We start from the raw sequence: 23,986 nt of genomic DNA, 5'->3' as shown, positions 1-23,986 counted from the left end.
CGCCCTCTTCCGTCCTCAGCTCGCGAGGTCGGTCAGGCGGGCGAGTTCGAGGCGCGAGGTGACGCCGAGCTTCGCGTAGGCGTTGGACAGGTGGTAGCCGACGGTTCGCGGGCTGAGGAACAGCTGGGCTCCGATGTCCCGGTTGGTCAGGCCGGTCGCTGCGAGCCGGACGACCTGGCGTTCCTGCGGCGTCAGCCGGGGCTGCGAAGCCGGGAGACGACTCTCCCCGGTGGCGCGCAGTTCTTCGCGGGCGCGCTCGGCCCATGGACGTGCCTTCAGCCGCTCGAAGATCTCCAGCGCTGAGCGCAGCTGCACGCGAGCATCGACGCGACGGTGGCGGCGACGCAGCCACTCTCCGTAGAGCAGTTCGGTGCGAGCGCGTTCGAACGGCACGTCGTCGCCGTCCCGGTGCAGTCGCACGGCCGCCGCGTAGTGCGGCTCGGGATCTTCGCTGAGCAGTGCTCGGCAGCGCTGGGCGATGGCGGCGGCCCAGGAGCGGCCGATGTGCGTGGCCCAGTCCGCGTACCAGTCGCACGGTTCCTGCGCGCGTTCCGGTCGGCCGGTTCGGACCGCTGCCTCGACCAGGTCCGGCAGGCCGTTGCGGGCGTCCATCCTGGTCAGCCCGGCCGCGATGTCGTCCGCTCTGGCCACGACGGCCTCCGGGCGACCCGCGGCCAGGTCGGCCAGGTTCAGCGCGCGCGTGGCGCGGAGCGCGACCGGCGGCACCCCGTGCCCCCGTGCGTCGGACAGCAGGCTGCGGCACCGCTCGTCATCGCCTTCGACGGCGGCCAGGTGAGCGAGGACGACCGTCAGCACCCCGGCTGCCGAGGCGTGGCCGAGTTCATCCGCCAAGCGCAGGCCTTCCGTCCCGCTGGCCCACGCCTCGGCGTGCATCCCGAGCTGCATCTGCGCCAGCGCGAGAACCGCCACGGCGTCGGGCAGCGCTCCGAGCGCGCCTTCGGCGCGGCAGCTGTCCACCAGGACCGCGGCGAGGTTGTGGGCGGTGCGGAAATCGCCGAGCCAGACGTGCGACCACACGATCATCACGCGCTTGCGCGGCGGCCCGGTCGACGGTCCCAGCGCGCTGCGCATCTCCCGCACCGCCGCAACACCGTCGGTGGCGCCACCGCTGGTGAGCCGCTGGAATCCGGTCGCGGCGCGGGCCAGTGCGGCGACCAGGTCCGAATTCGTCCGGCCGAGCGCGTCCGCGCTGCGCGCGGCGTCCACGACGGCTGCCAGGTCGCCGGATTCCCAGGCGTTCTTGGCCGCGCGGAACAGCAGGTGCCCGGCGAGCTCCGGGGCACGTGCGGCGACGTCGGCCGCTTCCTCGATCAGCGCCCGGTACGGCTGGGCGCCCCGGTCCTGGGCCAGGAGCGCGTCGACGCCGGCGGCTTCGGCCAGGTCGACAGGATCGGTGAGGAACCCGGCCGTGTCGGCAACGAATCCCGCGGCGCGTTCCGGCCGCCCCGCGTCGGCGGCCGCCTTCGCCGCCGCGATGAGCCGCCGCCCGCGCTGACGCCGGTCGGGGGTGAGCGCGGCCGCGCGTTCGTAGAGGGCGGCGACAGCGGCGTATCCGCCGCGGCGGCGCACTTCTGCCGCGCTCTCCTCCAGTTCGGCCGCGATCTCCTCGTCCGGTTGGACGGTGGCGGCGGCCAGGTGCCAGGCCCGCCTGCCCCGGTCGAGCCGTTCGGCGAGCGCCCGATGCGCTTCGAGTCGGCGGGGCACCTCGGCCCCGCAGCACGCAGAGCTCCGGAGCAGCGGGTGACCGAAGACGAAAGTGCCGCCGACCAGGTGGAGCAGGCCAGCTCGCTCCGCCGGGGCGAGGTCCTCGACAGATGCCCCGAGAGATTCGGCCGCATCGAGCACCAGCGCTGCGCCACCGGTGTCGGCCAGGGCTGCGACCAGCAGCAACGTCCTGGTGCGCGGCGGTTGTTCGGCGATCCGGGCCGCGAGCATCCGCTGGACCGAGGTGCGCAGCGGAGCGGGCTCGTAGCCGAGAGCGGTCCGGATCGCGGGTAGTTCCAGCAGCGCCAGCGGGTTTCCGCGCGCCTCGGCCAGGATCCGGGTGCGGACGTCTTCGAGCAGATCGGCGGGGAGCAGGGCATCCGCGGCGGCGTCGTCGAGCCCTTCCAGGCGCAGATCGGGCACGCCCGGTGCCGGGAACTCCGGCGCGTGCGGCTCGCGGACGACGAGGAGCAGCGCCACCGGCTCGGTGTCCAGCCTGCGGGCGGCGAAGAGCAGGGCCTCCGCCGATGCCGCGTCGAGCCAGTGCGCGTCATCGACCACGCACAGCAGCGGTCGTTCGGCGGCCAGCAGGCCGAACAGCGTCAACACCGCCAGGCCGACCAGGAATCGGTCGGCACCGCCCGGACCGAACGCGGTGCGCAGCGCACCGGCCTGCTCCGCCGGAAGCTCGTCGAACCGGTGCGCGGCGGTGCGCAGCAGCAGGTGCAGACCCGCGTAAGGCAGCTCGGCCTCGGCCTCGACACCGCTCCCCCGCAGCAGCCGCATCCCGTCGTCGTCGAGGTGGTGCAGCAGTGCGCTCTTCCCGATCCCGGCCTCGCCGCGGATCACGAGCGCACCGCCCCGCCCGGAACGGGCAGCGCGCAGCAATCCGGTGATGACCGCCGATTCCTCCACCCGTCCGCAGATCACGTCGAAAGGCTAGCCGGACACGATCCGGCGAGCGTTCGTCCCGGCACCTCGCGGAATCCGTTGCTGCGCCGAGAGAACCGCGGCGGCGTAGCGCGCGTCCGGCCGCAACGCGTGCTCGCGCATGCAGGCTTCGGTGAACTTGATGACGTGCTCGTCGCCGTGTTCCACGGCCCGCGCCGCGAGTTCGGGGAAGCCCAGCTGCTCCGCTTCACCGGCGAGCGTGCGCGCGGCGTCCTCGCCCTGGCGCCCGACGGTGAACGTCGTCAGCAGCGCAGCCTGCATCTTCCACAGCTCGCCCACCGAAGCCAAGTGCTGCTCGGCGGGGAGGTGAGGGAGCACGAGCCGCACGGCCGCCGGTGCGGTGACCGCGTGGACCAGCGCCGGAGCCGGGACGAACTCGGGGTGCGCGAGGAAGACCCCGGCGAACTCGGCGGTCATCTCGCTGAGCAACCACTGCGCTTCGGCCGGTCCCGGTGCGCGCAGCGCCTCCGAGTAGCCGGGAACCTCGTCGATCCGGGACCACGCCTGCCGGAGCTCGCCGAGGTTGCTCGCCTCGGCGAGGCCTTCCCTGGGCAATGCCGCGACGGCCGCGGCGAATCCGCCCTGGGCGTCGAAGGTCGTGTTGCCGGGCAGGTGCACGAAACGAGCGGCCCAGTAGGCCATGCCGCGGGAGAGCTCGTCGAGCTGCAGCGGACTCGGCTCCGCGACCGCGGCCAGGCCGCGCACGGCGTGCGCGGTGCGGATCACCCCGTGCGTCATACCGGCGAAGACGCCCGTGATCAGCCGCGGCCACCAGCGGGCGAGCACCGCGCGCCACGGCTCGTCCGCCAGCTCGCGGCGGAACAGCCGCTCCCAGTCCCCGGCCCGCCCGAACACGCCGAGCGCGGAGCGCCACGAGGACTCCTCCGCCGCGTCGATCCGGTTCGACGACTCCGGCGGGTCGTAGTGCTCCTGCCCCCGGCGGTAGTTCTCGATCCAGGGCCCCACCGCGTCGAAGTAGCCGAGCACCGCGATGGTCTCCGCACCCATCGGCGCGTGGTTCGCCAGCTCTCCCCCGGTGCGCTCGTAACCGAGGTTCGCCACCCGGTCCAGCGCTTCGTTGACGGTCGCTTCGTATCCGCTCATCCGCCGCTCCTTCCGTCCCCGCCAACGCTAGGAAGACCCAGCACCACCTCGCCTCGGTCGAACGACCGGGTTCCGGGCGACCTGGTCACCCGACCGAGGCGACCGGCCGCCGCCGCTGCCTAGCGTCGGCGGCTGTGCGAACTCCGCGATCCCGTGCCGGACGGCGGGAGTGGGCCGGTCTGGCCGTGCTCGCCCTCCCGGTGCTGATGCTGTCGATCAACAACTCCGCGCTGCACCTGGTGCTGCCGACGCTGAGCGCCGACCTCGCCGCCACCGGCCCGCAGCTGCTCTGGATCGTCGACGTCCACGGCTTCACCACGGCGGCGCTGCTGATCACCATGGGATCGCTCGGCGACCGGATCGGGCATCGCAGGCTGCTGCTGACGGGGACCGCGGTGTTCGGCGCCGCCACCCTGCTCGCCGCGTTCGCGCCCAATGCCGAGGTGCTGATCCTGACGCGCGCGCTGAGCGGTGCGGCCGGTGCGACGCTCATGCCCACCTCGCTCGCGTTGCTGCGCATGATGTTCCAGGCACCCGAGCAGCGCGCGGCCGCGATCAGCTGGTGGGTGACCGGTTTCATCACGGGGAACGTACTCGGCCCGGTGGCCGGCGGGCTGCTGATGGAGCTCGCCGGCTGGCGGTCGGTGTTCCTGCTGGGCGTACCGGTGCTGGCGTTGCTGCTGGTCACCGGCCCGTTCCTGCTGCCGGAGCAGCGCGACCGGTCGAGCGGGAGGCCGGATTTCACGAGCTCGCTGCTGTCGGCGGCAGCGGTGGTGCTGTTCGTCTATGGCTTGAAGGAGCTGTCGACCGGAGCTCAACGGCTGGTGCCCGCGCTGGCGATCCTCGGCGGGCTCGTCGTCGGGTACGCCTTCGTCCGCCGTCAGCGCAGGTCACCGCAGCCGATGCTCGATCTCTCGCTGCTGCGCGACCGGGCGTTCACCGCGCCGCTGCTGGCGGTCACCCTCATGGTGTTTACCACGGCGGGCACGACGCTGCTGCTCGCACAGCACTTGCAGGGCGTGCTGGGCCTGCCGCCGCTGCAGGCGGCGATCTGGCTGCTGCCGTCCACTGTGGCCGGTATCGCGCTGACCGCCACGTCCTCGATGTTCACGCGCCGATTCCGCCCGACCGTTCTGCTGACGGCCGGGCTGGCCATCGCGGCCGTCGGAGCCGGACTGCTCGCCGTGGCCGACGGACCGACCGCACCGGCTCTCCTGGTACTCGGCATGATCGTGCTCCGCATCGGAGCGGTGCCGGTCATGACGGCCGGCACGAGCGCGATCATCGACGCGGCGCCTGCGGAGCGCGCGGGGTCGGCGACCGCGTTCAAGGAGACCTGCGGCGAGCTCGGAATCGCGCTCGGCGTCACCGTTCTGGGCAGCGTCGGCACCGCCGTCTACCGGGGCGCCCTGGGCGACGCGGTGCCCAGCGCGGTCGGTTCGGAAGCCGCTGAGGCCGCGCGCGGCGGCATCGGTGCGGCGGTCGAGCTGGCCGCCCGGCTGCCCCGAGCGGAAGGCCTCGAACTCCTCGACCGAGCACGCGAGGCCTGGACCGAAGCGCTGCACGTCAGCACCGCGATCGGCGCCGCGCTCCTGGTCGGGGCGGCGTTCCTGGTGTGGAGAGCCGCCCCGCGCAAGGTCGCCGAGACCAGCCGGTGAAGATCCTCAACCCGCCAGCAGCTTCTCGCGGACGGTCGCCGGGGTGGTGGGATCGGTGCCGCGCCAGGCGATCACGTCGTCGGGGCGGATCAGGAGTCCTTCTCCGGGCGCCAGGAAGTCGGCGTCCAGGCGGTGGGCCGGGATCCCGTCGGCCGCCCAGCGCTGCGGGTCGTCGGCCACCGCGAGCGCCCATCCCGGGCCAGCGATGTCCAGAGTGGACAGATCGGTGTCGAGCCAGCGGTGCGGGATGCGGGTGGCGATCCGCCCGGCCGGGGCGAACTCGGTGACCGGTTCGACGTCGTCCAGATCACCAGCGAAGGCCCCTGCCGGGTACTGGAACGCGCCCGCGGCCAGCACGAACGGGTCGGCCAGCGTCGGATCGGGCGCGGTCGTCGCATCCCACGTCCGGCGGCTCGACTGGTCGGCGGTGAACCACCCGGCCGCGCGCCGCTCGGCGTCGTAGCTGTCCAGCAGCGCGGGCGCCGCCGCACCCGAGAGCACCGCGGCGAGCTTCCAGCCGAGGTTGTGCGCGTCGGCGATGCCGGTGTTCGCGCCGAGCGCGGCGAACGGCGGCATCACGTGCGCGGCGTCTCCGGCGAGGTGCACCCGCCCGTCCGAATAGCGGTCGGCGACGAGCATCTCCGCCTGCCAGGGCAGGACGCTGCGGACTTCGAGATCCGGTGCGGGCACGCCGAGCGCGGTGCGCAGCAGCGCGGGCCAGTCCCGCTCGACCTCACCACCGGTCATGAACACCCACCGGTACCGCCCGTCCACCGACGCCAGCGCGCCGGGCAGCGCCGGGTGCTCCAACTTGCACAGGTTGAACTCCCGGCCGCGGACCACGTCGGACAGATCGGCGTGGAAGTAGACGTTCACGCTGGGGTCGCCGATGGCGCCACGCCCGGACCGGTCGATCCCCAACGCGGACCGCACCGGACTGCGCGCACCGTCCGCGGCGACGACGAACGCCGCCCGGAGCGCGGTGTCCTCGCCGGTCCGGTGGTCGTGCAGCTCGGCGGACACGCCGTCGGCGTCCTGCGCGAACGAGGTCAGCTCGGTCTGGAACCGCACGCGCGCCCCGGCGTCCTCGGCGGCCTGCCGCAGGACCGGTTCCATCACGTCCTGAGCGACCAGGCACGGCAGCTCCGGGCTGATCTCGACCGGATCGCCCGAGCCGGAGGGCTGCCACAGCGGCAGCTGCCGGGCTTCGGCGAGCGTGTGCCCGGTCGCCATGTGGTCGTGCTCGGCGAGGTCGCGCGCGGCTTCGCGGACCACCTCGGCGAGCCCGAGGCCGCGGAAGATCTCCAGGCTGCGCACGTGGAAGCGGCGGGCTTTGGGTTGCGGCGACGTCGTCGCGCGCTTCTCCACGAGAGTCACCTCGACGCCGTGGTGGCGCAGGACGAGCGCGGTGGTCAGACCGACCAGGCCGCCGCCCACCACCAGTACCTGACAGTCGAGTGTACGTTGTACATTCACGATGTACGTTGTACACGCAGCTAACATCCGTGGCAAATGAGTACCGCTAAACAGCCGGGCGGCCTGGTCTGGTTCGACGAGCCGCCGCCCCCACCCGCCACCGACCAGCTCAGCCGGGAACGCGTCGTCGCCGCCGCGATCGCACTGGCCGACGAGAGCTCGTCGGGCGAGATCACCATGCGGGCGATCGCGAGCCGGCTCGGCTCCCGCAGCCCGATGGCGCTGTACCGCTACGTCGGCAGCAAGGACGGCCTGACCGACCTGATGGTCGACGAGGTGTACGGCGAGATCACCGTGCCGCCACCCGGCGACTGGCGCGCCTGCCTGCGCGAGATGGGGATGTCCGCCTGGGCCGCGGTGCAGCGCCACCCGTGGTTCGCGCGGATGGCGTTCAGCCGCCCACCGCTGGGCCCGAACGCCTTGCGCCTCTACGACACCGCCTTCGCCGCGGTCGACGAACTGGGCCTGGACGCGGCGACCCGCGTCGGTTTCATCAACACGGTGCTCGGGCAGGTCTTCGGCTCCGGACTCGCCCTGCTGGAAGAGCTCGCCATGCGCAGCCGGACCGGCCTCACCTCCGACAGCGACCTGGAGGAGTCGGCCCGGCCCTACCTGGAGCGGATCAAGGCCGAGGGCCGCTACCCGCACTACATCCGCTGGCTGGCCGAACCGGACCGGTCGGCCGAGGTGGTGACCTTCGAGCAGCAGCTGGAGTGGCAACTCGACGGCCTGCAACGCCTCGCCGGAGAACGCCGAGCCTGAACCCGGGAACGAGAAAGCGGCCCGCCGCCTCGACTGGCGAGGTGGCGGGCCGCTTCCTGGAACGCGGTCAGTGCACCGGGGTCGGTTTCCTGCCGGGCTCGTCCGACTCCTCGGCCGAGGAAGTCTTGTTCGGCGTCCGGATGAACAGCGACGTGATGAACGCCAGCACGCCGATGCCACCGGCCACGATGAAGGCCGTGCGCAGTCCGGCCGCGTCCGGGGCACCGGACGCGCCGGTGCTGGCCAGGGCGGAGACGGTGACGAACACCGCCGTGCCGAAGGCGCCCGCGACCTGCTGGAGGGTCGCCAGGATCGCGCTGCCGTGCGAGTACAGGTGATCGGGCAGCGCGCTCAGGGACGCGGTCATCAGCGGCGTCATCATCAGCCCGAGACCGCACATGAGCACCACGTGGATCGCGATGACCGCGGCCAGCGACGAATCCGGGCCCAGGGTGGCGAACAGGCACAGCGACACCGCCATCGCCGCCGCGCCCGGGATCACCAGCGGCCGCGCGCCGACCCGGTCGAACAACCGGCCCACCGGGCGCCCGAGCAGACCCAGGACCAGGCCGCCCGGCAGCACCGCCAGACCGCTGACGAACGTCGACGCGTGCAGGACCGTCTGCAGGTACAGCGGCAGCAGGATCGCGCCGGCACCCAGCAGGCACATGAACAGCAGGGCGCTCAGCAGCAGGGCCACCCCGAAGGAGCGGTTGGCCAGCGGCCGCAGGTCCAGCAGGGCCCGGTCCTGGCGCTGCAGGCGGATCTGCCGCGCCGCGAACCCGACCAGCGAGACCGCCCCGACCGCGATCGGGATCCACGGCGCCACCTGGTGCTGCCCGCTGGACTCACCGATCGAGGACAGGCCGTAGAGCAGGCCGCCGAAGCCCAGCGCCGACAGCAGCACCGAGAACAGGTCCAGCGGGACCGCGCGCGTCTCGCTGTCCAGCCGCATCCAGGCCGCGCCGATGCCCAGCGCGATCAGCGCCAGCGGCAGCACGATCCAGAACATCCAGCGCCAGCCCAGCGAACCGAGCACGGCGCCGCCGATCGTCGGACCGATCGCCGGGGCGACGGCGATGACGATGGTGATGGTGCCCATCGTCGCGCCGCGCTTCTCCTCCGGGACGAGGCGCATCACCGAGGTCATCAGCAGCGGGATCATCACCGCGGTACCGCACGCCTGCACGACGCGACCGACCAGCAGCAGCTCGAAACCCGGCGCGAGCGCGCTGAACAGGGTTCCCGCGCTGAACAGCGTCTGGGCGGCCAGGAAGATCTGGCGCGGGGTGAAGCGCTCCAGCAGGAAACCGGTGGTCGGGATGACCACCGCCATGGTCAGCAGGAAACCGCTGGTCAGCCACTGCACGGTCGTGGTGCTGACCTCGAGGTCGACGGTGAGGTCGCGCAGCGCGACGCTCAGGATCGTCTCGTTGAGGATCATCACGAACGCAGAGACGACCAGCACACCTATCAGCACTGGCGCCCGCAGTGGTGTGGTGCTGCGGGCGACGTCCGCTGTCGCGGAATCGGTCATGGTTGGGTTGCACCTCGCAAGTGATCGATCGGTCCGACCGGCGCAGCCCGAGCGGGGCCGCAGCCGTCGAACGCGACGTGATTTCAAGTCTGCTCATTCGCCGCGGAATCGGCACGTTCTTTTCGCCGAGAGCAGGCAAGCTCACTACGCGGCGGGAGCGCTCAGGAGCCCGGCCGGGCCTCGATTCCGGCCGCACCGAGGGTCGTCTCGTAGGCGCGCTGCCAGGATCCGTCGGCGACGGCGGCGTCGAGCATGCGCTGGAGCTCCTCGGCCAGCAACCGGTCGTCGGCCTTGATCACCAGGTTCCGCTCGGCATCGGTGATCGCGTACGGGCCGACCGCGGTCAGCGACGGGACCTCGGCCGTGCCGCCGAGCAGCAGGTCCACGTCACCGGAGAGCACCGCGCTCTGCAGCTGGGTCGGCGGCAGGCGCCGGAACTGCACGTCTTCCGGCCGCAGGCCGATGCGCTGGGCCAGATCGCGCGCGATCTCCACGTCGAAGCCCTGGTAGCCGCCGCCCGCCGGATCGCGGCTGAGGAAGGCCGGCGGGGTATCGATGCGCGCCCCGACCAGCAGCTTCCGGCGCTGCTGGATGCGCACCAGGGTCGGTGAGGTGGACAGCTCCACCGAGGTGCCCGCCGACGGCGCCGGTGGCGCGGCGGAGGTCGCCGGGGCGGGCGGCAGCGGAGGCAGCAGGTTCTGCGAGACCTCCGGGTCCTGGCCGCACGCCGCCAGCACGGCGGTCAGCGACACCAGTGCGAGCACCCGAATCCGCATCATCACTCCTCCCGCTCACCCGATACTGCCCAATGATCGCGCACCGGTCCGACAGAACGGGGGCGGATCGGCCAGAAGCTGGATCGATTGTGAAATCCAGAACACACCCGTTAGTGTGATTGCTGTCATGTGGCGCCAGCGTTGCCGCCCGGTTTCGAGCTCTCACTCCGGAGGCGATCCATGGCGCGGTCAGTGCAGCACGTCGTCCAGCAGGTCACCCAGCGCATCACCGAGCGCAGCGCGCCGACCCGCTCCGCGTACTTAGAACGCATCCGCGCCGCGGCCGCCGTGGGCCCGGCCCGCACCGAGCTCCCGTGCAGCAACCTCGCGCACGGGTTCGCGGCCTGCAGCGGCCCCGACCGCATCGCCGTGCGCGGTGCCGTGAAGCCCGGGGTGGCGATCGTGTCGGCCTACAACGACATGCTCTCCGCGCACCAGCCCTACGCCGAGTTCCCGGCGTGGATCAAGGACGCGGTGCGCGAGGCCGGTGGCGTCGCGCAGTTCGCCGGCGGAGTGCCCGCGATGTGCGACGGGATCACCCAGGGCCGCACCGGCATGGAGCTGTCGCTGTTCTCCCGCGACGTGATCGCGATGGCCACCGGTGTCGCGCTCTCCCACGAGATGTTCGACGGGGCGCTGCTGCTCGGGGTGTGCGACAAGATCGTGCCGGGACTGCTCATCGGCGCGCTGGCCTTCGGGCACCTGCCGACCGTGCTGGTGCCCGCCGGGCCGATGCCGTCCGGGCTGCCGAACCGGGAGAAGAGCCGCATCCGGCAGCTGTTCGCGGAGGGCAAGGCCAGCCGGGAGGACCTGCTGGAAGCCGAGTCCGCCTCCTACCACTCACCCGGCACCTGCACCTTCTACGGCACCGCGAACTCCAACCAGCTCGTGGTGGAGGTCATGGGCCTGCACCTGCCCGGGTCGAGCTTCGTGCCGCCGGGCACCCCGCTGCGCAAGGCGCTCACCGAGGAGGCCGCGCGGCGCGTGGTCTCGCTGGACGCGCCGATCGGCGAGATCGTGGACGAGCGCGCGATCGTCAACGCGGTGGTCGCGCTGCTGGCCACCGGCGGCTCGACCAACCACACGCTGCACCTGGTCGCCATCGCTGCCGCCGCGGGCATCGAGCTGACCTGGGACGACTTCGCCGAGCTGTCGGCCGTCGTGCCGTCGCTGGCGAAGGTGTACCCGAACGGCGCGGCGGACATCAACCACTTCGCCGCGGCGGGCGGCGTGCAGACGCTGGTCGGCGAGCTGCTGGACGCGGGCCTGCTGCACGCCGACGTCAAGACCGTCGCCGGGCCCGGCCTGGACCGCTACCGGCAGCAGCCGTTCCTGGTGGACGGCGAGCTGGTGTGGCGCGATGCGCCGCGCAAGAGCCTGGACCCGGACGTGCTGCGCGGTGTCGACGAGCCGTTCGCGCCCGACGGCGGGCTGCGGGTGCTGGAGGGCAACCTGGGCCGCTCGGTGATCAAGGTGTCCGCGGTCGCCGCCGAGCACCGCGCGGTCACCGCTCCGGTGCGGGTCTTCGACGACCAGCACGGGTTCACCGCCGCGTTCCAGGCCGGTGAGATCGACCACGACGTCGTGGTGGTGATCCGCAACCAGGGACCGCAGGCCAACGGGATGCCCGAGCTGCACGGCCTCACCCCGGCGCTGGGCGTGCTGATGGACCGCGGCCACCAGGTCGCGCTGGTCACCGACGGCCGCATGTCCGGCGCCTCCGGCAAGATCCCGGCCGCGATCCAGCTGACGCCGGAGGCCAGCGCGGGCGGCCCGCTGGCGCGGGTGCGCGACGGCGACGTGGTCCGCCTCGACGCCGAGCGCGGAACGCTGGAGCTGCTGGTGCCCGACGACGAGCTGGCCGCGCGGGAACCCGCGGCCGGAGCCGACCGGGCTCCGTTCGGCACCGGCCGCGAGCTGTTCTCCGCCTTCCGCCAGGCGGTCGGCCGAGCCGACCGCGGAGCGAGCGTCTTCGCGCAGCTTCAGCCCCGACCCAGCGACGTGCCAGCATGAGTCGTGAGCGCACCAGTGTTCGAACGCTGTCGCGCACTCACGACCCCGCACGCACCCAGGCAAGGAGACGCGATTTCAATGGAGATCAGACGTCTGGTTTCCCCGGAAATCGCGCACTAGAACGGATGAACGACCTGATGAACACTGCAGCTGACGTGCTCGACCTCTCCCCGGTGGTGCCGGTCGTCGCGCTGGACGACGTCGCACACGCCGTTCCGCTGGCCGAAGCGCTGCTGCGCGGCGGCATCCGGACCATCGAGGTCACCCTGCGCACCCCGGCCGGGCTGCCCGCGATCGAGCGGATCGCCGCCGAGGTCCCCGAGATGGTCGCCGGGGCGGGCACCATCACCGAGCCCGGCCAGGCCAAGCGCGCCGCCGACGCCGGGGCTCGCTACCTGGTAACCCCGGGCACCACCGACCGGCTGCTCGACGACGTCGAGGCCTCCGGCGTGCCGTTCCTGGCCGGAGCGGGCACGGTGTCCGAGGCGATGCGGCTGGCCGAGCGCGGGGCGAGCGCGATGAAGTTCTTCCCCGCCGAGCCCAGCGGCGGCGTGCCGTTCCTCAAGGCGATCGCCGGGCCGCTGCCGCAGCTGCGGTTCTGCCCCACCGGCGGCATCAGCCCGCAGACCGCGCCGGACTACCTCGCGCTGCCGAACGTGGGCTGCGTCGGCGGTTCCTGGCTCGCGCCGAAGGACCTGCTCGCCGCGGGCGACTGGGCGAAGGTCGAGCAGCTGGCCCGCGAGGCCGCCGCACTGCGCTGATCCGGTGCGGAGGTGGCCGCCCGCCACCTCCGCACGACGGGGTACCGCGCGCACCTCATGCGCTGGATCCACCGCCTCCCCCACCCGCCGTAGGGTGCCGGGAGTCGGGAGGATCGGCCCCGGTTGGTGGTCAGGTGATGGATGCTCGCAAGCTGCTGGACCGGGCCCTCACCTGCGCCGGGGTCGTGCTGCTGGTGCTGGCCCTGAGCCCGTCGGCCGGGGCCGCACCGCCGCGGACCGTGGTGAGCTTCACCGTCGACGACGGCACCGCATCGCAGAGCGCCGGCGCCCGCATCCTCAGCGAGCACCGGATGCGCGGCACCTTCTACGTGGTCTCCGGCTCCATCGGCCAGCCCGGCTACCTCGGCATGGACGACCTGCGCCGGATGGCCGCCGCGGGGCACGAGATCGGCGGGCACACGGTCAACCACCCCGACATCGGCACCGTCGGCCCGGACGAGCTCCGGCGGGAGATCTGCCAGGACCGCGCCAACCTCACCGGCTGGGGCTTCCGCGTCACGTCCTTCGCCTACCCCTTCGGCACCGCCGACCGCAGCGCCCAGCGGGCCGCGCAGGACTGCGGGTACAACAGCGCCCGCATCACCGGCAGCATCCGGACGGCTCGCGGCTGCGACAACTGCCCGACTGCCGAGGCCATCCCGCCGCCGAACCCGATGGCGGTGCGCGGCACCGGCATGGTCGACCCGAGCTGGACGCTCGACGAGCTCAAGCGGCTGGTGCGCGATGCGGAGGCCGACGGCGGCGGCTGGGTTCCGCTGGTGCTGCACCAGACCTGCGACTTCTGCGGTTCGCTGTCCATCAGCCCGCGGGTGCTGGACCAGTTCGCGTCCTGGCTGGCCACCAGGGAGTCCCACGGCACCGTGGTGCGCACGGTCGACCAGGTGGTGGGCGGGGAATCCGGGCCGCTGGTCCGGCCGCCCGCGCCGCAACCGCGCGCCGGGCTGGTGAACGCCTCGCTGGAGGAACCCGGGCCGCGCGGCTGGGCGACCAGCAGCTCCGGACGGGCCAGTCCGAAGTGGACGCTGGTGCCGGACGCCCGCAGCGGCCGGTGGGCTCAGCGGCTCGACCTGGCGGGCGAGGTCAGCGGCGATGCGAAGCTCCTGCAGCGGATGGACATGGGCGAGGCCGCACCGCTGGCGCACGAGAACAACACCTACACGCTCAACGCCTGGTACAAGTCGACCGCGCCGACGCAGTTCGCCGTCTACTACCGCGACCGGTCCGGGTTCTGGCGCTACTGGATCACCAGCCCGTTCTTCGCCCCGGCGAACGGGTGGACGGCGGCGACGTGGACGACCCCGGAGGCTCCGCCCGGCACGACCGGGCTCAGCTTCGGGCTCGCGCTGTCGACGCCGGGATCGCTGACCACCGACGACTACGGGTTGCAGGAACATCCGCAGGTGCGGCACGAGCGGCTGTGCGATCGCCTGCCGTGGACGCCGCTGCTGCGCTGGCTGTGCTGATCGCGCGTTCGCGGTCGGCGGCGGGAGCACCGACAACGCCGCACCGAACCCGACGAGCGCCGGGGCGGTGGTGCGCCGCGTTCTTCTAGACTCCGGCGCGTGGAGATCACCGTGCGTCCCGCCGTCGAGGCCGATCTGCCCGCGCTGCTCGTCCTGCTCTACGACGAGTTCTACCCCGGCGAGGAAGCGCTGCCCCGCGAACCCGCGACGGCGATCTGGGCGGAGATCTCGGCGCAGCAGGGGCGCACCGTGCTGGTCGCCGAGGCGGACGGCGCTGTGGCCGGCACCGCCGACTGCATCGTCCTGCCGAACCTCACCCGCGGTGGCCGGTCCATCATGTTCGTGGAGAACGTCGTGGTCGCCGCCTCCCACCAGCGGCTCGGCGTCGGCAGGCTACTGCTGGACGCCGCCGCGGACCTGGGGCGATCGGCCGGCTGCTACAAGCTGCAGCTGCTGGCCGCCGACGACGACTACGTCCACACCTTCTACGAGTCCTGCGGGTTCGAATCGCGGGCGCAGGGGTTCCGGCGCTACCTCGAAACCGTCCGGCCCCGCGGCTCGGCGTCCTGACCGGTCTCAGGTGAGCGCGGCGGCGATGCCGCCGAGCAGGCAGCCGAGGCCGAACTCGAAGCGGGCCTCGTAGTCGCGGTCGTCGGCCTCCAGGATCCGGCGGTTGAAGTGCGGGTACCGGCCGGAATCGACCACCTGCCGCACGTAGTCGCCCACCGAGTCGCGCCAGTCGGCCTCGGTCATCCCGGTGCTGCGCTGCGCCTCCAGCTCCGCCAGCTCGGCGGCCACCGAACCGAGCACGAACGTGTTGATGGAACCGACGATCATGGCGGCCCGGGAGGCGTCGTCGGTCGCCCGGCCCACCACGCCGAGCGCGTGATCGGTGCTCTTGATGACGTTGGGGCCGAGCGCCGGTCGTCGCGTGGCCTGCTGAGCGAGCCACGGGTGCCGCAGCAGCGCGCGCCGGAAACCGCGCGCGACGTCGGCGAGTTCGGCCAGCCAGTCGTCGGAGGCGGCCGGCGGTTCGATCTCGCCGAAGACGACGTCGACCATGAGCTCGATCAGCTCGTCCTTGTTGGTGATGTGCCGGTACAGCGAGGTCGTGCCCGAGCCCATCTCGGAGGCGATCCGCCGCATCGACAGCGCGTCGATGCCCTCGGCGTCGGCGAGGTCGATCGCGGTGCGCACGATCCGCTCCTCGGTCATCGCCGGGCGGCTGCCGCGCTCCCGGTCCCGCATCCAGACCAGCGTCGCGGGCTGTGATCGGCCAGACATGGGAACACTGTACCTCGTCGGGTACGGTGTTCCCATATCGGGAACAGTGTTCCCAGCTCGCGAGCGGAGGAAGTCATGAACCAGTACCCCGTCGTCATCGCCGGCGGCGGCACCGTCGGCCTGGCCACCGCGGTGTTCCTCGGACACCACGGCGTGCCCTCGCTGGTGGTCGAACGCCGAGCCGCACCGTCCGATCACCCGAGAGCACTCGGCATAAGCCCGCGCACGCTGGAGTTATTCCGCGAAGCCGGGATCCGCGACGCCGTGGACGCGGTCGCGGTCCGCTCGACCGAGCTGTGGAAGGCGGACGTCCGCACCGTCGCCGAGATCGACCGCAGCGGCAACCACCCGAAGCCGCATCTGGAGGACCCCAACTCCCCCGAGACCTCGCACGGCCACTACCCGCAGGACGCGCTCGACGCGGTGCTCGTCCCGGCGGCGCGCGAGCGCGGGGCGACCATCGAGTTCGGCGTCGAAGTCACCGGTGTCGAGCAGGACGGCGACGGCGTTTCCGTCGCGCTCTCCGACGGCCGCGTGATCCGGGCCGACTACCTGGTGGGCGCGGACGGGGCGCGCAGCGCGGTCCGGGACCTGTTGGGCATCAGCACCACGGGCCCCGGCGAGATCGGCGACACGACGGTCAACATCCTCTTCCACGCCGATCTGGTGGGCCATTTCGGCTCCATGCCGGTGATGACGCAGATCAGCCACCCCGACGCGCCGGGGATGCTGCTGTCCGTCGGCGAGCGGCGGTGGGTGCTGCACGTGGTGTCACCGACCGGGGAGAACTTCTCCGAGGAGCGCTGCGCGGCCGCGGTGCGCACGGCCATCGGCGCGGACGTGCCCGTCGAGATCGTCAGCGCGCTCACCTGGCGGGCGACCGCGCGGATGGCCGACGAGTTCCGGGCGGGCCGGGCGTTCCTGGTCGGCGACGCCGCGCGCACCATCTCCCCGCTGGGCGCCTTCGGCCTGAACACCGGACTCGCCGACGCGCACAACCTGGCCTGGAAGCTCGCCCTGGTGCTGGGCGGGCGGGCAGGTGACCGGTTGCTGGACAGCTACCACGAGGAACGCCACGCCGTCGCCGAGCTGGTGACGCAGCAGGCGCTGCTGCGCTGGGAGAACCCGGCGCTGCACTGGGATCCGGCAGCAGTGGCCGGACGCGCGGCGGCAGGGATGTGGCACGCGCCGATGGTGCTCATGGGCTACCGCTACGACTCCTCGGCGGTGATCGACCCGGTCACCGCCGTTCCGTCCACTGAGGACGTCCGAGCTAGCCGGGACGGGGCGCCGGGTTCGCTGCTGCCGCACCGGTGGCTGGACGAGGGCACCTCCTCGCTCGACCTCCCCGGATCCCGGTTCGCGGTGCTGACCGGCCCGGCCGGAGAGCCGTGGTGCGAAGCGGCGGAGCGGGTCGCAGCGCCTCTGGGGCTCGAAGTGCGCACCGCTCGGCTCGACGCGGAGTGGGCGAGTTCGGTGGGAATCGACGAGGGCGGAGCGCTGCTGGTGCGCCCGGACGGCTTCATCGCCTGGCGCACCGATCAGAACGCCGACGACGCGGTGCTGGGCAAGGTGCTCGCGGCGGTCACCGGCCGCTGAGGCCGTGAGCACTTCGCGGTGCGGCAGCGCCACGAAGTGCTCACGAACCGGGGGATCACGACGCGGCGAGGACGGCCAACGCTTCGGGGATCGAGTCGACGACCGGGCGGCCTGTCTTCTCCAGCGCCGCGCGGCTGGTCACGCCGGTGGTCACCAGCACGCACTGCGTTCCGGCCTGCTCGGCCGCGTGGGCGTCGTCGAGGACGTCGCCGATCAGCACCACGTCGCGGGCTTCGAGCTCCTGCGCGGCCAGGTGGCGGCGCAGGTGCTCGGCCTTCGAACCGCCGCCGACCTCCGCGCGCAAGCCGTCGACGCGCGCGAACAGCTCGTACAGGCCGCGAGCCGTGACCAGGTCGACGAGCTCGTCGTGGAACCACATGGACAGCAGGGACTGGCTGCGGCCGCCCTTCGCCCAGTCGTGCAAGGCGTTCGGAACGCCCTTCGCCAGACCGCAGGTGTCCAGCAGCTCGCGGTACGCATCGTGGTAGAGCACGTCGATCCGAGCCCAGTCCTGGTCGTCCAGAGACCGGCGCAGCAGCCGCTCGTAGCACTGCAGCAGCGGGCGGCTGAAGACCGCGCGCCACTCGTCGATGTCGATGTGCTCGCGGTCGAACTCCGCGCAGACGGTGTTCACCGCCGATACCACGGCGTGGTTGTCGTCCAGGAGAGTTCCGTTCCAGTCCCACACGATGTGCCGAGTGCCAGCGAGAGTCGTCATGGCTGGCGACTCTACGAGCCGACGGTGACGTTCCAGCGCTCTTGTCCCGATCTGAGAGACGGCACACAGGTCGTGCAGCCGTCCGGAGCAGCCCGGCTGCGGCAAGCAGCGCGCGGACGAGCCTGCTCCGAGCGGTGTCGAGCCCTGCTCCCGTGGAGCGGGCCTCGCGCCGCGCGAACCGGCGAACGCTCCACTGTGGAGCGTCGTTGCTTCCGCTCGCCTCGACGCGTGCTCGCCCGGGCAGGCACCGGATCAGGATGCGCTGGTGAACGCCAAGCCGACGAGCGTTTCCGGGGTCGCGCACCGCTGGCTCCTGGACGTCCACACCACCGTCGAAGCCGACGCCGCTGGTCAGGGCTTTCCGGTCGGTTCGGGAACGATATCGCAGCGGCACCGTCCGGCAGCGGATCGTCAGGGACTGCGGAGGAGTTCGAGCACCTCTTCGGTGGGGCGGACGTCGCCGAAGGAGCGGTAGATGGTGTGCAGCGCGGCGTTGTGGTCCTCGTCCCGGCCCGCCGCGTTGGCATCGGCGAGCATGATGACGCGGTAGCCCAGGGCGGCCGCGTCGCGCGCCGACGATTCGCAGCACACGTTGGTGACGGTGCCGGTGATCAGGATGGTGTCGATGCCCCGTCGTTCGAGGAGTTCGGGAAGCGCGCATCGCCCGGGGAAGAACGCGCTGGCAGCGGTCTTCTCGACGAGGAGGTCCCGGTCGTGGACGTGGAACTCCGGCCAGAGCCGTTCTCGCAACGGGCCGGTGCCGCCGCTTTCGCGGAGCGCGCGGGCGACCTCGGGCCCGTAGAAATCCGGGCGTGCCGGTGTTCCCGCCGGCAGGACCCAGGCGACTGCGCCGCCGAGCGCGCGCAGCGCCGTTGCCAGGCGCCCGATGTTGTCGACGATGCCCAGCGCATACGGCATCCCGGCGACGAAGAACGGCACCATGTCGATCACGACCAGCGCGGTCCGCTCGGCGACGAGGTGTTCGTAGGCGTGCTGACGACCGCGCCGTCGCTGCTGCTGGGCGTACTCCCGATCGTCGATTCGCCAGGCGTGCGTTCCGGGCGACGAGTTCATCGCACGCTCCCCGAGGCGATCGTTGACGAACCGAGCAGCCGAGCCCGGCCCGGTCCGTCACGGAGTTTCGAGATCCGGGTCCGGGGTTTCCTCTCCGGATCGCTCGATCTCTTCGCGCACCACGCGGTACGCGAGACCTTCGGAATAGCCCTTGCGGGCGAGCATGCCGACCAGCCGGCGCATCTTCGTCGTGTAGTCGAGCGAGCCCATGGAGCGGAGCTTGCGCTGCACGAGCTCCCGGGCCCGTTCCGCTTCCACATCGGAGTCCACAGTGGATAGCGCGGCTTCCACCAGGTGTCCGTCGACGCCCTTGCGGCGCAGCTCGAAACCCAGCGCCTTGCGGCCCAGGCCCTGGGTGCGCTGACGCGAGTGCACCCACTCCTCGGCGAAGGCGGCGTCGTCGACGAGGCCCGCGTCGACGAACTTCTGCAGCACGCCGTCGGCGACGTCCTCGTCGATTCCCTTGCGCAGCAAGGACTGGCGCAGCTCTCCGCGGCTGCGCGCACGTGCCGCCAGGAGTCGGTACACGATGTCGCGCGCCTGCTGCTCCGGGGTCTCGGGCTTGCTCCGCTTCGGTTCCGCGGTCTCGCCCCGAGCCGCTTCCTCCGGGCGGGCGTCGTCGGAGGAGCGGTTCCGCGCACCGCTCCCCCGACGCCTACCGCTGTCGTTCATCCGCACCAGCGCTTCAGGATCAGAACTCGACCGGAGCCGGTTCGGCGTCCTCCGCGTCCAGCGTCGCGCCGATGCCGAGCTTCTCCTTGATCCGCTTCTCGATCTCGTTGGCGACGTCCGGGTTCTCCCGCATGAACCGGCGGGCGTTCTCCTTGCCCTGGCCCAGCTGGTCGCCCTCGTAGGTGTACCAGGCGCCGGACTTGCGGATGATGCCCTGCTCGACGCCCATGTCGATCAGCGAGCCCTCGCGGCTGATGCCGACGCCGTAGATGATGTCGAACTCGGCCTGCTTGAACGGCGGCGCGACCTTGTTCTTGACCACCTTGACGCGGGTCCGGTTGCCGACCGCGTCCGAGCCGTCCTTGAGCGTCTCGATCCGCCGCACGTCCAGCCGCACCGAGGAGTAGAACTTCAGCGCCTTACCACCGGTGGTGGTCTCCGGGGAGCCGAACATCACGCCGACCTTCTCGCGGAGCTGATTGATGAAGATCGCGGTGGTCTTGGCGTTGTAGAGCGCGGAGGTCAGCTTCCGCAGCGCCTGGCTCATCAGCCGGGCCTGCAGACCCACGTGGCTGTCGCCCATCTCGCCCTCGATCTCGGCGCGCGGCACCAGCGCGGCCACCGAGTCGATGACGATGATGTCCAGCGCGCCGGAGCGGATCAGCATGTCCGCGATCTCCAGCGCCTGCTCACCGGTGTCCGGCTGGGACACCAGCAGCGCGTCGGTGTCCACCCCGATCGCCTTGGCGTACTCGGGGTCCAGCGCGTGCTCGGCGTCGACGAACGCCGCGGTGCCGCCGAGCTTCTGCGCGTTGGCCACCGCGTGCAGCGCGACCGAGGTCTTACCGCTGCTCTCCGGGCCGTAGATCTCCACGATCCGGCCGCGCGGCAGGCCGCCGATCCCGAGCGCGACGTCGAGCGAGATGGACCCGGTCGGGATGACCTCGATCGGCGCGCGGGTCTCCTCGCCGAGTCGCATGACCGACCCTTTGCCGAACTGCTTGTCGATCTGGGCGAGCGCCAGCTCCAGCGCCTTGCCCTTGTCCGGTGTCGCTGCTGCCATCGGGGTCCACCTCGGTCGAGTCGTTCTTAGTCGTCGTCGTTCAGATCAGACGCTACGGGCAGGGACCGACAATCCGGCCGCGGGGTTCGCCGACTTCGATCCCGTTGCCCCACCATCTTAGGCGAACGGATGTTCGATCACCCGCCCGACACGCCAGTCGCGTCACCTGGTCGTGTGACGGTGCGATCAGTCCGGCCCAGGTGGACACTCGGAGAACCACCCGATGGCGACCCGAGGAGGAGGTGCCGACCGTGCGCATGGACCGCTACCTTCCACCGGATCACCCGCTCAGCCGGTTCTACCGGATGGCGGCGGCCGTCTTCGGCGCCTGCCTGATGGCCTTCGGCGTGCTGGGCGTGGCCAACCGGGTTCCGCTGTTCACCACCAGCGGCATCGACATCCTCGGGCTGTCCAGCAACGGCCTGCTGGCGGTCGTCTCGATCGTCGTCGGCGCGATCCTGGTCTGCGCCGCCGCCTGGGGCGGGCCGGTGGCCTCCACCACCACCGCCGTGATCGGCGTGCTGTTCTTCCTGTCCGGGCTGATCAACCTCGGGCTGCTCAACACGCCCTGGAACCTCTTCGCGTTCAAGCTGCAGAACGTGGTGTTCAGCCTGGTCGCCGGGCTGGTCCTGATGTTCTTCGGGTTCTACGGCCGGGTCAGCGGCGGCCTGCCGCCGGACAACCCCTTCGTCCGCTACCGGCACCACGAACCGCCCGACGAGGTCCCCGAGCAGCGGCTGGCCGACGAGCAGCGGATCGACGAGCTCACCCCGCTGGCCAGGGACGAGGTCGCGATGGCCGAGGGGCACCCGACCCGGGAGCAGGCACGCCGGTTGCGCGCCGAGGCCGTGCGGCACATGGAGGAGGAGCGACGCCGCGCCTACGCGCACTACCTGGACACCGGGGCGTCCCCGGAGCAGCAGGTCAGCGCCCAGAACCTGTGGGCCGACTTCGAAACCCCCGACCAGGCCAGGCCCGCTCGCGAACCGGAGTCCTGAGCCCGCTCACCGCGGGGTCAGCGGCGTTCGGGCGGCACCTCGAAGGCTTCGCAGACCGCCTGCCAGACCTCCTTGGTCGACACCCCGGCTTCCAGGGCCTGGTCGACGGTGCGCCCGCCGAGCGACGAGAAGACGTGGTCCTGGGCCAGCATCTCGGCGCGGACCCGACCGAATTCGTCGGCCATGCGTTGGCGGAAAGCTGTGTGGCGCATCGCCCGCCAGCCTACGCGCCGCCGGTACGCTGGTGGCGTGCTGCTCCTGATGCAGGCCGATCCGACGGGGCTGTCCACCCCGCTCGGCAAGGTCGTGATCGCCCTCGGACTGCTGGCCGCGATCGTCGTCGCGGTGCGGTTCCTGTGGGACCAGCGCAACCGCCGCTGACGGTCAGGCCAGCCCCGGCTGGACGGTCTTCTCGAAGGTGTCGGCCAGGTTCTCCGGGCTCAGCTCCAGGTTCTCGTTGGGCTGCAGCAGCATGCCGACCAGCGGGCGGTCCTCGACGGTGAACACCAGGGTGCCGAAGTCGATGCCGGTGACCGCGCGGTAGCTGCCGGACAGCCCGTTGCCGGTCCAGTCGGCCTCCACCTGGTCGCTGTGCACCCCGTTGAAGGACAGCAGCAGGTCGGCCCGCGCGGCCGCGGCCTCCTGCGAGTCCAGCTGCGTGTAGACGATCTGGGTGCCCTCGTTGGGATTGCCGATCGAGCAGGACACCACGGTGCCGCTGAGCTCCCGCAACCCGGGCATGATCCGCTGCCAGCCCGGCGCGCAGTTGGCGCGTTCCGGAACGCTGCCCGCGAAGTTGCGCAGGCACGTGGTGAAGCCCTTCTCGTCCCGGGCACCGGGCTGGAAGCACTCGGACGCGCTCGGCGCCGGCGAGCCTCCGCTGACGCGCACCACGATCGCCACCACGGCGACGAGCACCGCGACGGCGGCGAAGGCGCCCAGGCCGATCAGGAGGTTGCGCCGGGAGCCCGAATCGGCCGGCGGCGGCACCGGATGCGGCGGGGCGACCGGGCGGGTGCGCACGGTGTCGGGCTCGCGGTAGCCGACCGGGACCGGCGCCGGTGCCGGGACCGGAGCCGGTGCCGGGCGGAGGTCGTTGGTCCACATCGCCGCGCCGTCTCGGGCCACGTGGTGCGCGCCGAGGGCGACCGCCGTCTCCGGCTGGTCGAGCGTCGTCGGCACGACCCGCAGCTGCTCGCCGATCAGGCTCGCGACCAGCGGCAACCGGCTGGAACCGCCCACCAGGTAGATCCCGGCGAGCTGCTCGGGCGCCATGCCGTTGGAGCGCAGCACCGAGGACAGCAGCTCGACGCTGCGCAGCATGGTGGGACGCACCAGGGCTTCCAGCTCCGCGCGGGTGATCAGCACGTCCTCGAACGGCTCGGGCATCGGCACCTCGGTCTGCGGGTGCCGCGACAGCGTCTCCTTCGCCGCCCGGACGTCCTCGATCAGGGCGCGCTGGGCGCGGCGGTCGGTGGTGGTCTCCGGCCGCAGCAGGTGCTGCCAGCGCTGCGGGTCCTTGTTGGAGACCTGCCGCCCGACGTGCTCCAGCAGCGCCTGGTCGACGTCCAGACCGCCGAGGTCGCCGAGGCCGTCCTCGGCGAGCACCACGAACCCGTTCTGGCCGGCCCCCACGATCGCGCAGTCGAAGGTGCCCGCGCCCAAGTCGTAGACCGCCAGCACCTGGCCGTTGCCGAGCGCCCGGTCGGGGAACGACGCGAAGTGCGCGGCTGCCGCGACGGGTTCGGGCACCAGGACCAGGTTGCAGTTGAACCCGGCCAGCCGCGCCGCCGACAGCAGCACGTTGCGCCGGACCGTGCCCCACTGCGCGGGATGGGTGAGGCGGACCTCGTCGGGCTGCGCGCCGCCGAGCTGGCGGGTCGTCTCCTCGGCGACCCGGTGCAGGACGGCGGCGAGCGCGTCGGTGACCGTGACGACGTTGTCGCCGAGCAGCAGGGTGCTCTCGTCGACGCGGCGCTTCGGGTTCGGTTCGAACCGGGACGGGTCCAGCCTGGCGCGGCGTTCGGCGTCGCGGCCGACGATGAGCCCGCCGTCCTCACCGGCGAACACCGCCGAGGGCATGGTGGCCGATCCGTCCACCTCGATCACGCGCGGTGGCCGCCCGTGCGCGGCCAGCACCGCCACGGTGTTCGACGTACCGAGATCCACCGACAGGACGCGCACCCGTCCCCCTCCCAGCTGAGAAGACCTTCCCGCACGGGAATGCTGCCATGCAGCGTCCGCGCGGGAGCACCGATCCCGGCCATTGGCGATCTCCCCGGCCACTTCGGACGGTCTCGGCGCCGCGCTGTCGGGCCGTTGGTCCAGCAT

At 72.1% G+C, this 23,986-nt stretch carries 21 protein-coding genes; 9 read left to right on the top strand and 12 right to left on the bottom strand.

Features of this window, described 5'->3' with window-relative positions; genetic code table 11:
• Positions 1–15: 15 nt before the first annotated feature.
• Positions 16–2,655: an ATP-binding protein gene (locus tag C4T78_RS23440; protein ID WP_093357942.1), complete on the bottom strand. Its 2,640-nt coding sequence runs from the start codon at positions 2,653–2,655 to the stop codon at positions 16–18.
• Positions 2,656–2,664: 9 nt separating this feature from the next.
• Positions 2,665–3,780: a questin oxidase family protein gene (locus tag C4T78_RS23435; protein WP_093357941.1), complete on the bottom strand. Its 1,116-nt coding sequence runs from the start codon at positions 3,778–3,780 to the stop codon at positions 2,665–2,667.
• 134 nt (positions 3,781–3,914) lie between these two features.
• On the opposite strand from C4T78_RS23435, the gene C4T78_RS23430 reads away from it, so the two are divergent.
• Complete coding sequence (locus C4T78_RS23430) at positions 3,915–5,438, top strand: MFS transporter (RefSeq protein WP_143186047.1); 1,524 nt, start codon at positions 3,915–3,917, stop codon at positions 5,436–5,438.
• Positions 5,439–5,444: 6 nt separating this feature from the next.
• Here the strand turns inward: C4T78_RS23430 and C4T78_RS23425 are convergent, their stop codons facing one another.
• The gene (locus C4T78_RS23425; RefSeq protein ID WP_093357939.1) at positions 5,445–6,941 is read right to left on the bottom strand and encodes an FAD-dependent oxidoreductase; all 1,497 of its coding nucleotides are present in this window, start codon (positions 6,939–6,941) and stop codon (positions 5,445–5,447) included.
• A 9-nt stretch (positions 6,942–6,950) separates the two neighbouring features.
• Here C4T78_RS23425 and C4T78_RS23420 point away from each other — a divergent pair, with 9 nt between their 5' ends.
• Positions 6,951–7,676: a TetR/AcrR family transcriptional regulator C-terminal domain-containing protein gene (locus C4T78_RS23420; RefSeq protein ID WP_093357938.1), complete on the top strand. Its 726-nt coding sequence runs from the start codon at positions 6,951–6,953 to the stop codon at positions 7,674–7,676.
• Between the two features lie 67 nt (positions 7,677–7,743).
• On the opposite strand, the gene C4T78_RS23415 is transcribed toward C4T78_RS23420, so the two are convergent.
• Positions 7,744–9,213, bottom strand: coding sequence for an MDR family MFS transporter (locus tag C4T78_RS23415; RefSeq protein WP_093357937.1), 1,470 nt, complete (start codon positions 9,211–9,213; stop codon positions 7,744–7,746).
• 161 nt (positions 9,214–9,374) lie between these two features.
• Positions 9,375–9,989, bottom strand: coding sequence for a transporter substrate-binding domain-containing protein (locus C4T78_RS23410; RefSeq protein WP_177247802.1), 615 nt, complete (start codon positions 9,987–9,989; stop codon positions 9,375–9,377).
• A 180-nt stretch (positions 9,990–10,169) separates the two neighbouring features.
• Here C4T78_RS23410 and edd point away from each other — a divergent pair, with 180 nt between their 5' ends.
• The 4 genes from edd to C4T78_RS23390 all read left to right on the top strand — a co-directional run bounded on the left by edd (position 10,170) and on the right by C4T78_RS23390 (position 14,817).
• Positions 10,170–12,002, top strand: a complete 1,833-nt coding sequence (gene edd, locus C4T78_RS23405; protein ID WP_093357935.1) for a phosphogluconate dehydratase — start codon at positions 10,170–10,172, stop codon at positions 12,000–12,002.
• Between the two features lie 137 nt (positions 12,003–12,139).
• The gene (eda, locus tag C4T78_RS23400; RefSeq protein ID WP_177247801.1) at positions 12,140–12,763 is read left to right on the top strand and encodes a bifunctional 4-hydroxy-2-oxoglutarate aldolase/2-dehydro-3-deoxy-phosphogluconate aldolase; all 624 of its coding nucleotides are present in this window, start codon (positions 12,140–12,142) and stop codon (positions 12,761–12,763) included.
• Between the two features lie 137 nt (positions 12,764–12,900).
• Positions 12,901–14,247: a polysaccharide deacetylase family protein gene (locus C4T78_RS23395; RefSeq protein ID WP_093357933.1), complete on the top strand. Its 1,347-nt coding sequence runs from the start codon at positions 12,901–12,903 to the stop codon at positions 14,245–14,247.
• Positions 14,248–14,346: 99 nt separating this feature from the next.
• The gene (locus C4T78_RS23390) at positions 14,347–14,817 is read left to right on the top strand and encodes a GNAT family N-acetyltransferase (RefSeq protein ID WP_093357932.1); all 471 of its coding nucleotides are present in this window, start codon (positions 14,347–14,349) and stop codon (positions 14,815–14,817) included.
• A gap of 6 nt (positions 14,818–14,823) precedes the next feature.
• Here the strand turns inward: C4T78_RS23390 and C4T78_RS23385 are convergent, their stop codons facing one another.
• On the bottom strand, positions 14,824–15,531 hold the full coding sequence (locus C4T78_RS23385) for a TetR/AcrR family transcriptional regulator (protein ID WP_093357931.1): 708 nt from the start codon (positions 15,529–15,531) through the stop codon (positions 14,824–14,826).
• A 75-nt stretch (positions 15,532–15,606) separates the two neighbouring features.
• Here C4T78_RS23385 and C4T78_RS23380 point away from each other — a divergent pair, with 75 nt between their 5' ends.
• Complete coding sequence (locus tag C4T78_RS23380; RefSeq protein ID WP_093357930.1) at positions 15,607–17,130, top strand: FAD-dependent monooxygenase; 1,524 nt, start codon at positions 15,607–15,609, stop codon at positions 17,128–17,130.
• A gap of 55 nt (positions 17,131–17,185) precedes the next feature.
• Here the strand turns inward: C4T78_RS23380 and C4T78_RS23375 are convergent, their stop codons facing one another.
• The 4 genes from C4T78_RS23375 to recA form a co-directional block, all read right to left on the bottom strand.
• Entirely contained in the window at positions 17,186–17,848 is a 663-nt protein-coding gene (locus C4T78_RS23375; RefSeq protein WP_093357929.1) for an HAD family hydrolase, read from the bottom strand.
• Between the two features lie 411 nt (positions 17,849–18,259).
• Positions 18,260–18,922: a cysteine hydrolase family protein gene (locus tag C4T78_RS23370; RefSeq protein ID WP_093357928.1), complete on the bottom strand. Its 663-nt coding sequence runs from the start codon at positions 18,920–18,922 to the stop codon at positions 18,260–18,262.
• A gap of 57 nt (positions 18,923–18,979) precedes the next feature.
• Positions 18,980–19,600, bottom strand: a complete 621-nt coding sequence (locus tag C4T78_RS23365) for a regulatory protein RecX (protein WP_235863849.1) — start codon at positions 19,598–19,600, stop codon at positions 18,980–18,982.
• Between the two features lie 13 nt (positions 19,601–19,613).
• Positions 19,614–20,657, bottom strand: a complete 1,044-nt coding sequence (gene recA, locus C4T78_RS23360) for a recombinase RecA (RefSeq protein WP_093158786.1) — start codon at positions 20,655–20,657, stop codon at positions 19,614–19,616.
• Positions 20,658–20,914: 257 nt separating this feature from the next.
• Between recA and C4T78_RS23355 the strand changes: the two genes are divergently transcribed.
• A complete protein-coding gene (locus tag C4T78_RS23355) occupies positions 20,915–21,655 on the top strand; it encodes a DUF4383 domain-containing protein (RefSeq protein WP_093357967.1) in 741 nt (246 codons plus the stop codon).
• Positions 21,656–21,672: 17 nt separating this feature from the next.
• On the opposite strand, the gene C4T78_RS23350 is transcribed toward C4T78_RS23355, so the two are convergent.
• The gene (locus C4T78_RS23350; RefSeq protein WP_093357926.1) at positions 21,673–21,867 is read right to left on the bottom strand and encodes a DUF3046 domain-containing protein; all 195 of its coding nucleotides are present in this window, start codon (positions 21,865–21,867) and stop codon (positions 21,673–21,675) included.
• Between the two features lie 37 nt (positions 21,868–21,904).
• Here C4T78_RS23350 and C4T78_RS37100 point away from each other — a divergent pair, with 37 nt between their 5' ends.
• Positions 21,905–22,036 carry a hypothetical protein gene (locus C4T78_RS37100; RefSeq protein ID WP_256258584.1) on the top strand — a complete coding sequence of 44 codons (132 nt, stop codon included), beginning with the start codon at positions 21,905–21,907 and terminating at the stop codon, positions 22,034–22,036.
• A gap of 3 nt (positions 22,037–22,039) precedes the next feature.
• Here the strand turns inward: C4T78_RS37100 and C4T78_RS23345 are convergent, their stop codons facing one another.
• A complete protein-coding gene (locus tag C4T78_RS23345) occupies positions 22,040–23,839 on the bottom strand; it encodes an Hsp70 family protein (RefSeq protein WP_093357925.1) in 1,800 nt (599 codons plus the stop codon).
• Positions 23,840–23,986: the final 147 nt, after the last annotated feature.

It is taken from the genome of Saccharopolyspora kobensis, from assembly GCF_900108315.1.
Classification (GTDB): domain Bacteria; phylum Actinomycetota; class Actinomycetes; order Mycobacteriales; family Pseudonocardiaceae; genus Saccharopolyspora; species Saccharopolyspora kobensis.
Note: the sequence above shows the minus strand (reverse complement) of the source record. Positions and strands in the feature narration are given on the sequence as shown.

Excerpts from the sequence above, each read along its gene's own strand:
- C4T78_RS23395 (WP_093357933.1), top strand. The coding sequence starts at position 12,901 with ATGGATGCTCGCAAGCTGCTGGACCGGGCCCTCACCTGCGCCGGGGTC.
- C4T78_RS23420 (WP_093357938.1), top strand. The coding sequence starts at position 6,951 with ATGAGTACCGCTAAACAGCCGGGCGGCCTGGTCTGGTTCGACGAGCCG.
- C4T78_RS23425 (WP_093357939.1), bottom strand. The coding sequence starts at position 6,941 with ATGTTAGCTGCGTGTACAACGTACATCGTGAATGTACAACGTACACTC.
- C4T78_RS23355 (WP_093357967.1), top strand. The coding sequence starts at position 20,915 with ATGGACCGCTACCTTCCACCGGATCACCCGCTCAGCCGGTTCTACCGG.
- recA (WP_093158786.1), bottom strand. The coding sequence starts at position 20,657 with ATGGCAGCAGCGACACCGGACAAGGGCAAGGCGCTGGAGCTGGCGCTC.
- eda (WP_177247801.1), top strand. The coding sequence starts at position 12,140 with ATGAACACTGCAGCTGACGTGCTCGACCTCTCCCCGGTGGTGCCGGTC.
- edd (WP_093357935.1), top strand. The coding sequence starts at position 10,170 with ATGGCGCGGTCAGTGCAGCACGTCGTCCAGCAGGTCACCCAGCGCATC.
- C4T78_RS23435 (WP_093357941.1), bottom strand. The coding sequence starts at position 3,780 with ATGAGCGGATACGAAGCGACCGTCAACGAAGCGCTGGACCGGGTGGCG.
- C4T78_RS23375 (WP_093357929.1), bottom strand. The coding sequence starts at position 17,848 with ATGACGACTCTCGCTGGCACTCGGCACATCGTGTGGGACTGGAACGGA.
- C4T78_RS23415 (WP_093357937.1), bottom strand. The coding sequence starts at position 9,213 with ATGACCGATTCCGCGACAGCGGACGTCGCCCGCAGCACCACACCACTG.
- C4T78_RS23410 (WP_177247802.1), bottom strand. The coding sequence starts at position 9,989 with ATGCGGATTCGGGTGCTCGCACTGGTGTCGCTGACCGCCGTGCTGGCG.
- C4T78_RS23370 (WP_093357928.1), bottom strand. The coding sequence starts at position 18,922 with ATGAACTCGTCGCCCGGAACGCACGCCTGGCGAATCGACGATCGGGAG.
- C4T78_RS23350 (WP_093357926.1), bottom strand. The coding sequence starts at position 21,867 with ATGCGCCACACAGCTTTCCGCCAACGCATGGCCGACGAATTCGGTCGG.
- C4T78_RS23380 (WP_093357930.1), top strand. The coding sequence starts at position 15,607 with ATGAACCAGTACCCCGTCGTCATCGCCGGCGGCGGCACCGTCGGCCTG.
- C4T78_RS23385 (WP_093357931.1), bottom strand. The coding sequence starts at position 15,531 with ATGTCTGGCCGATCACAGCCCGCGACGCTGGTCTGGATGCGGGACCGG.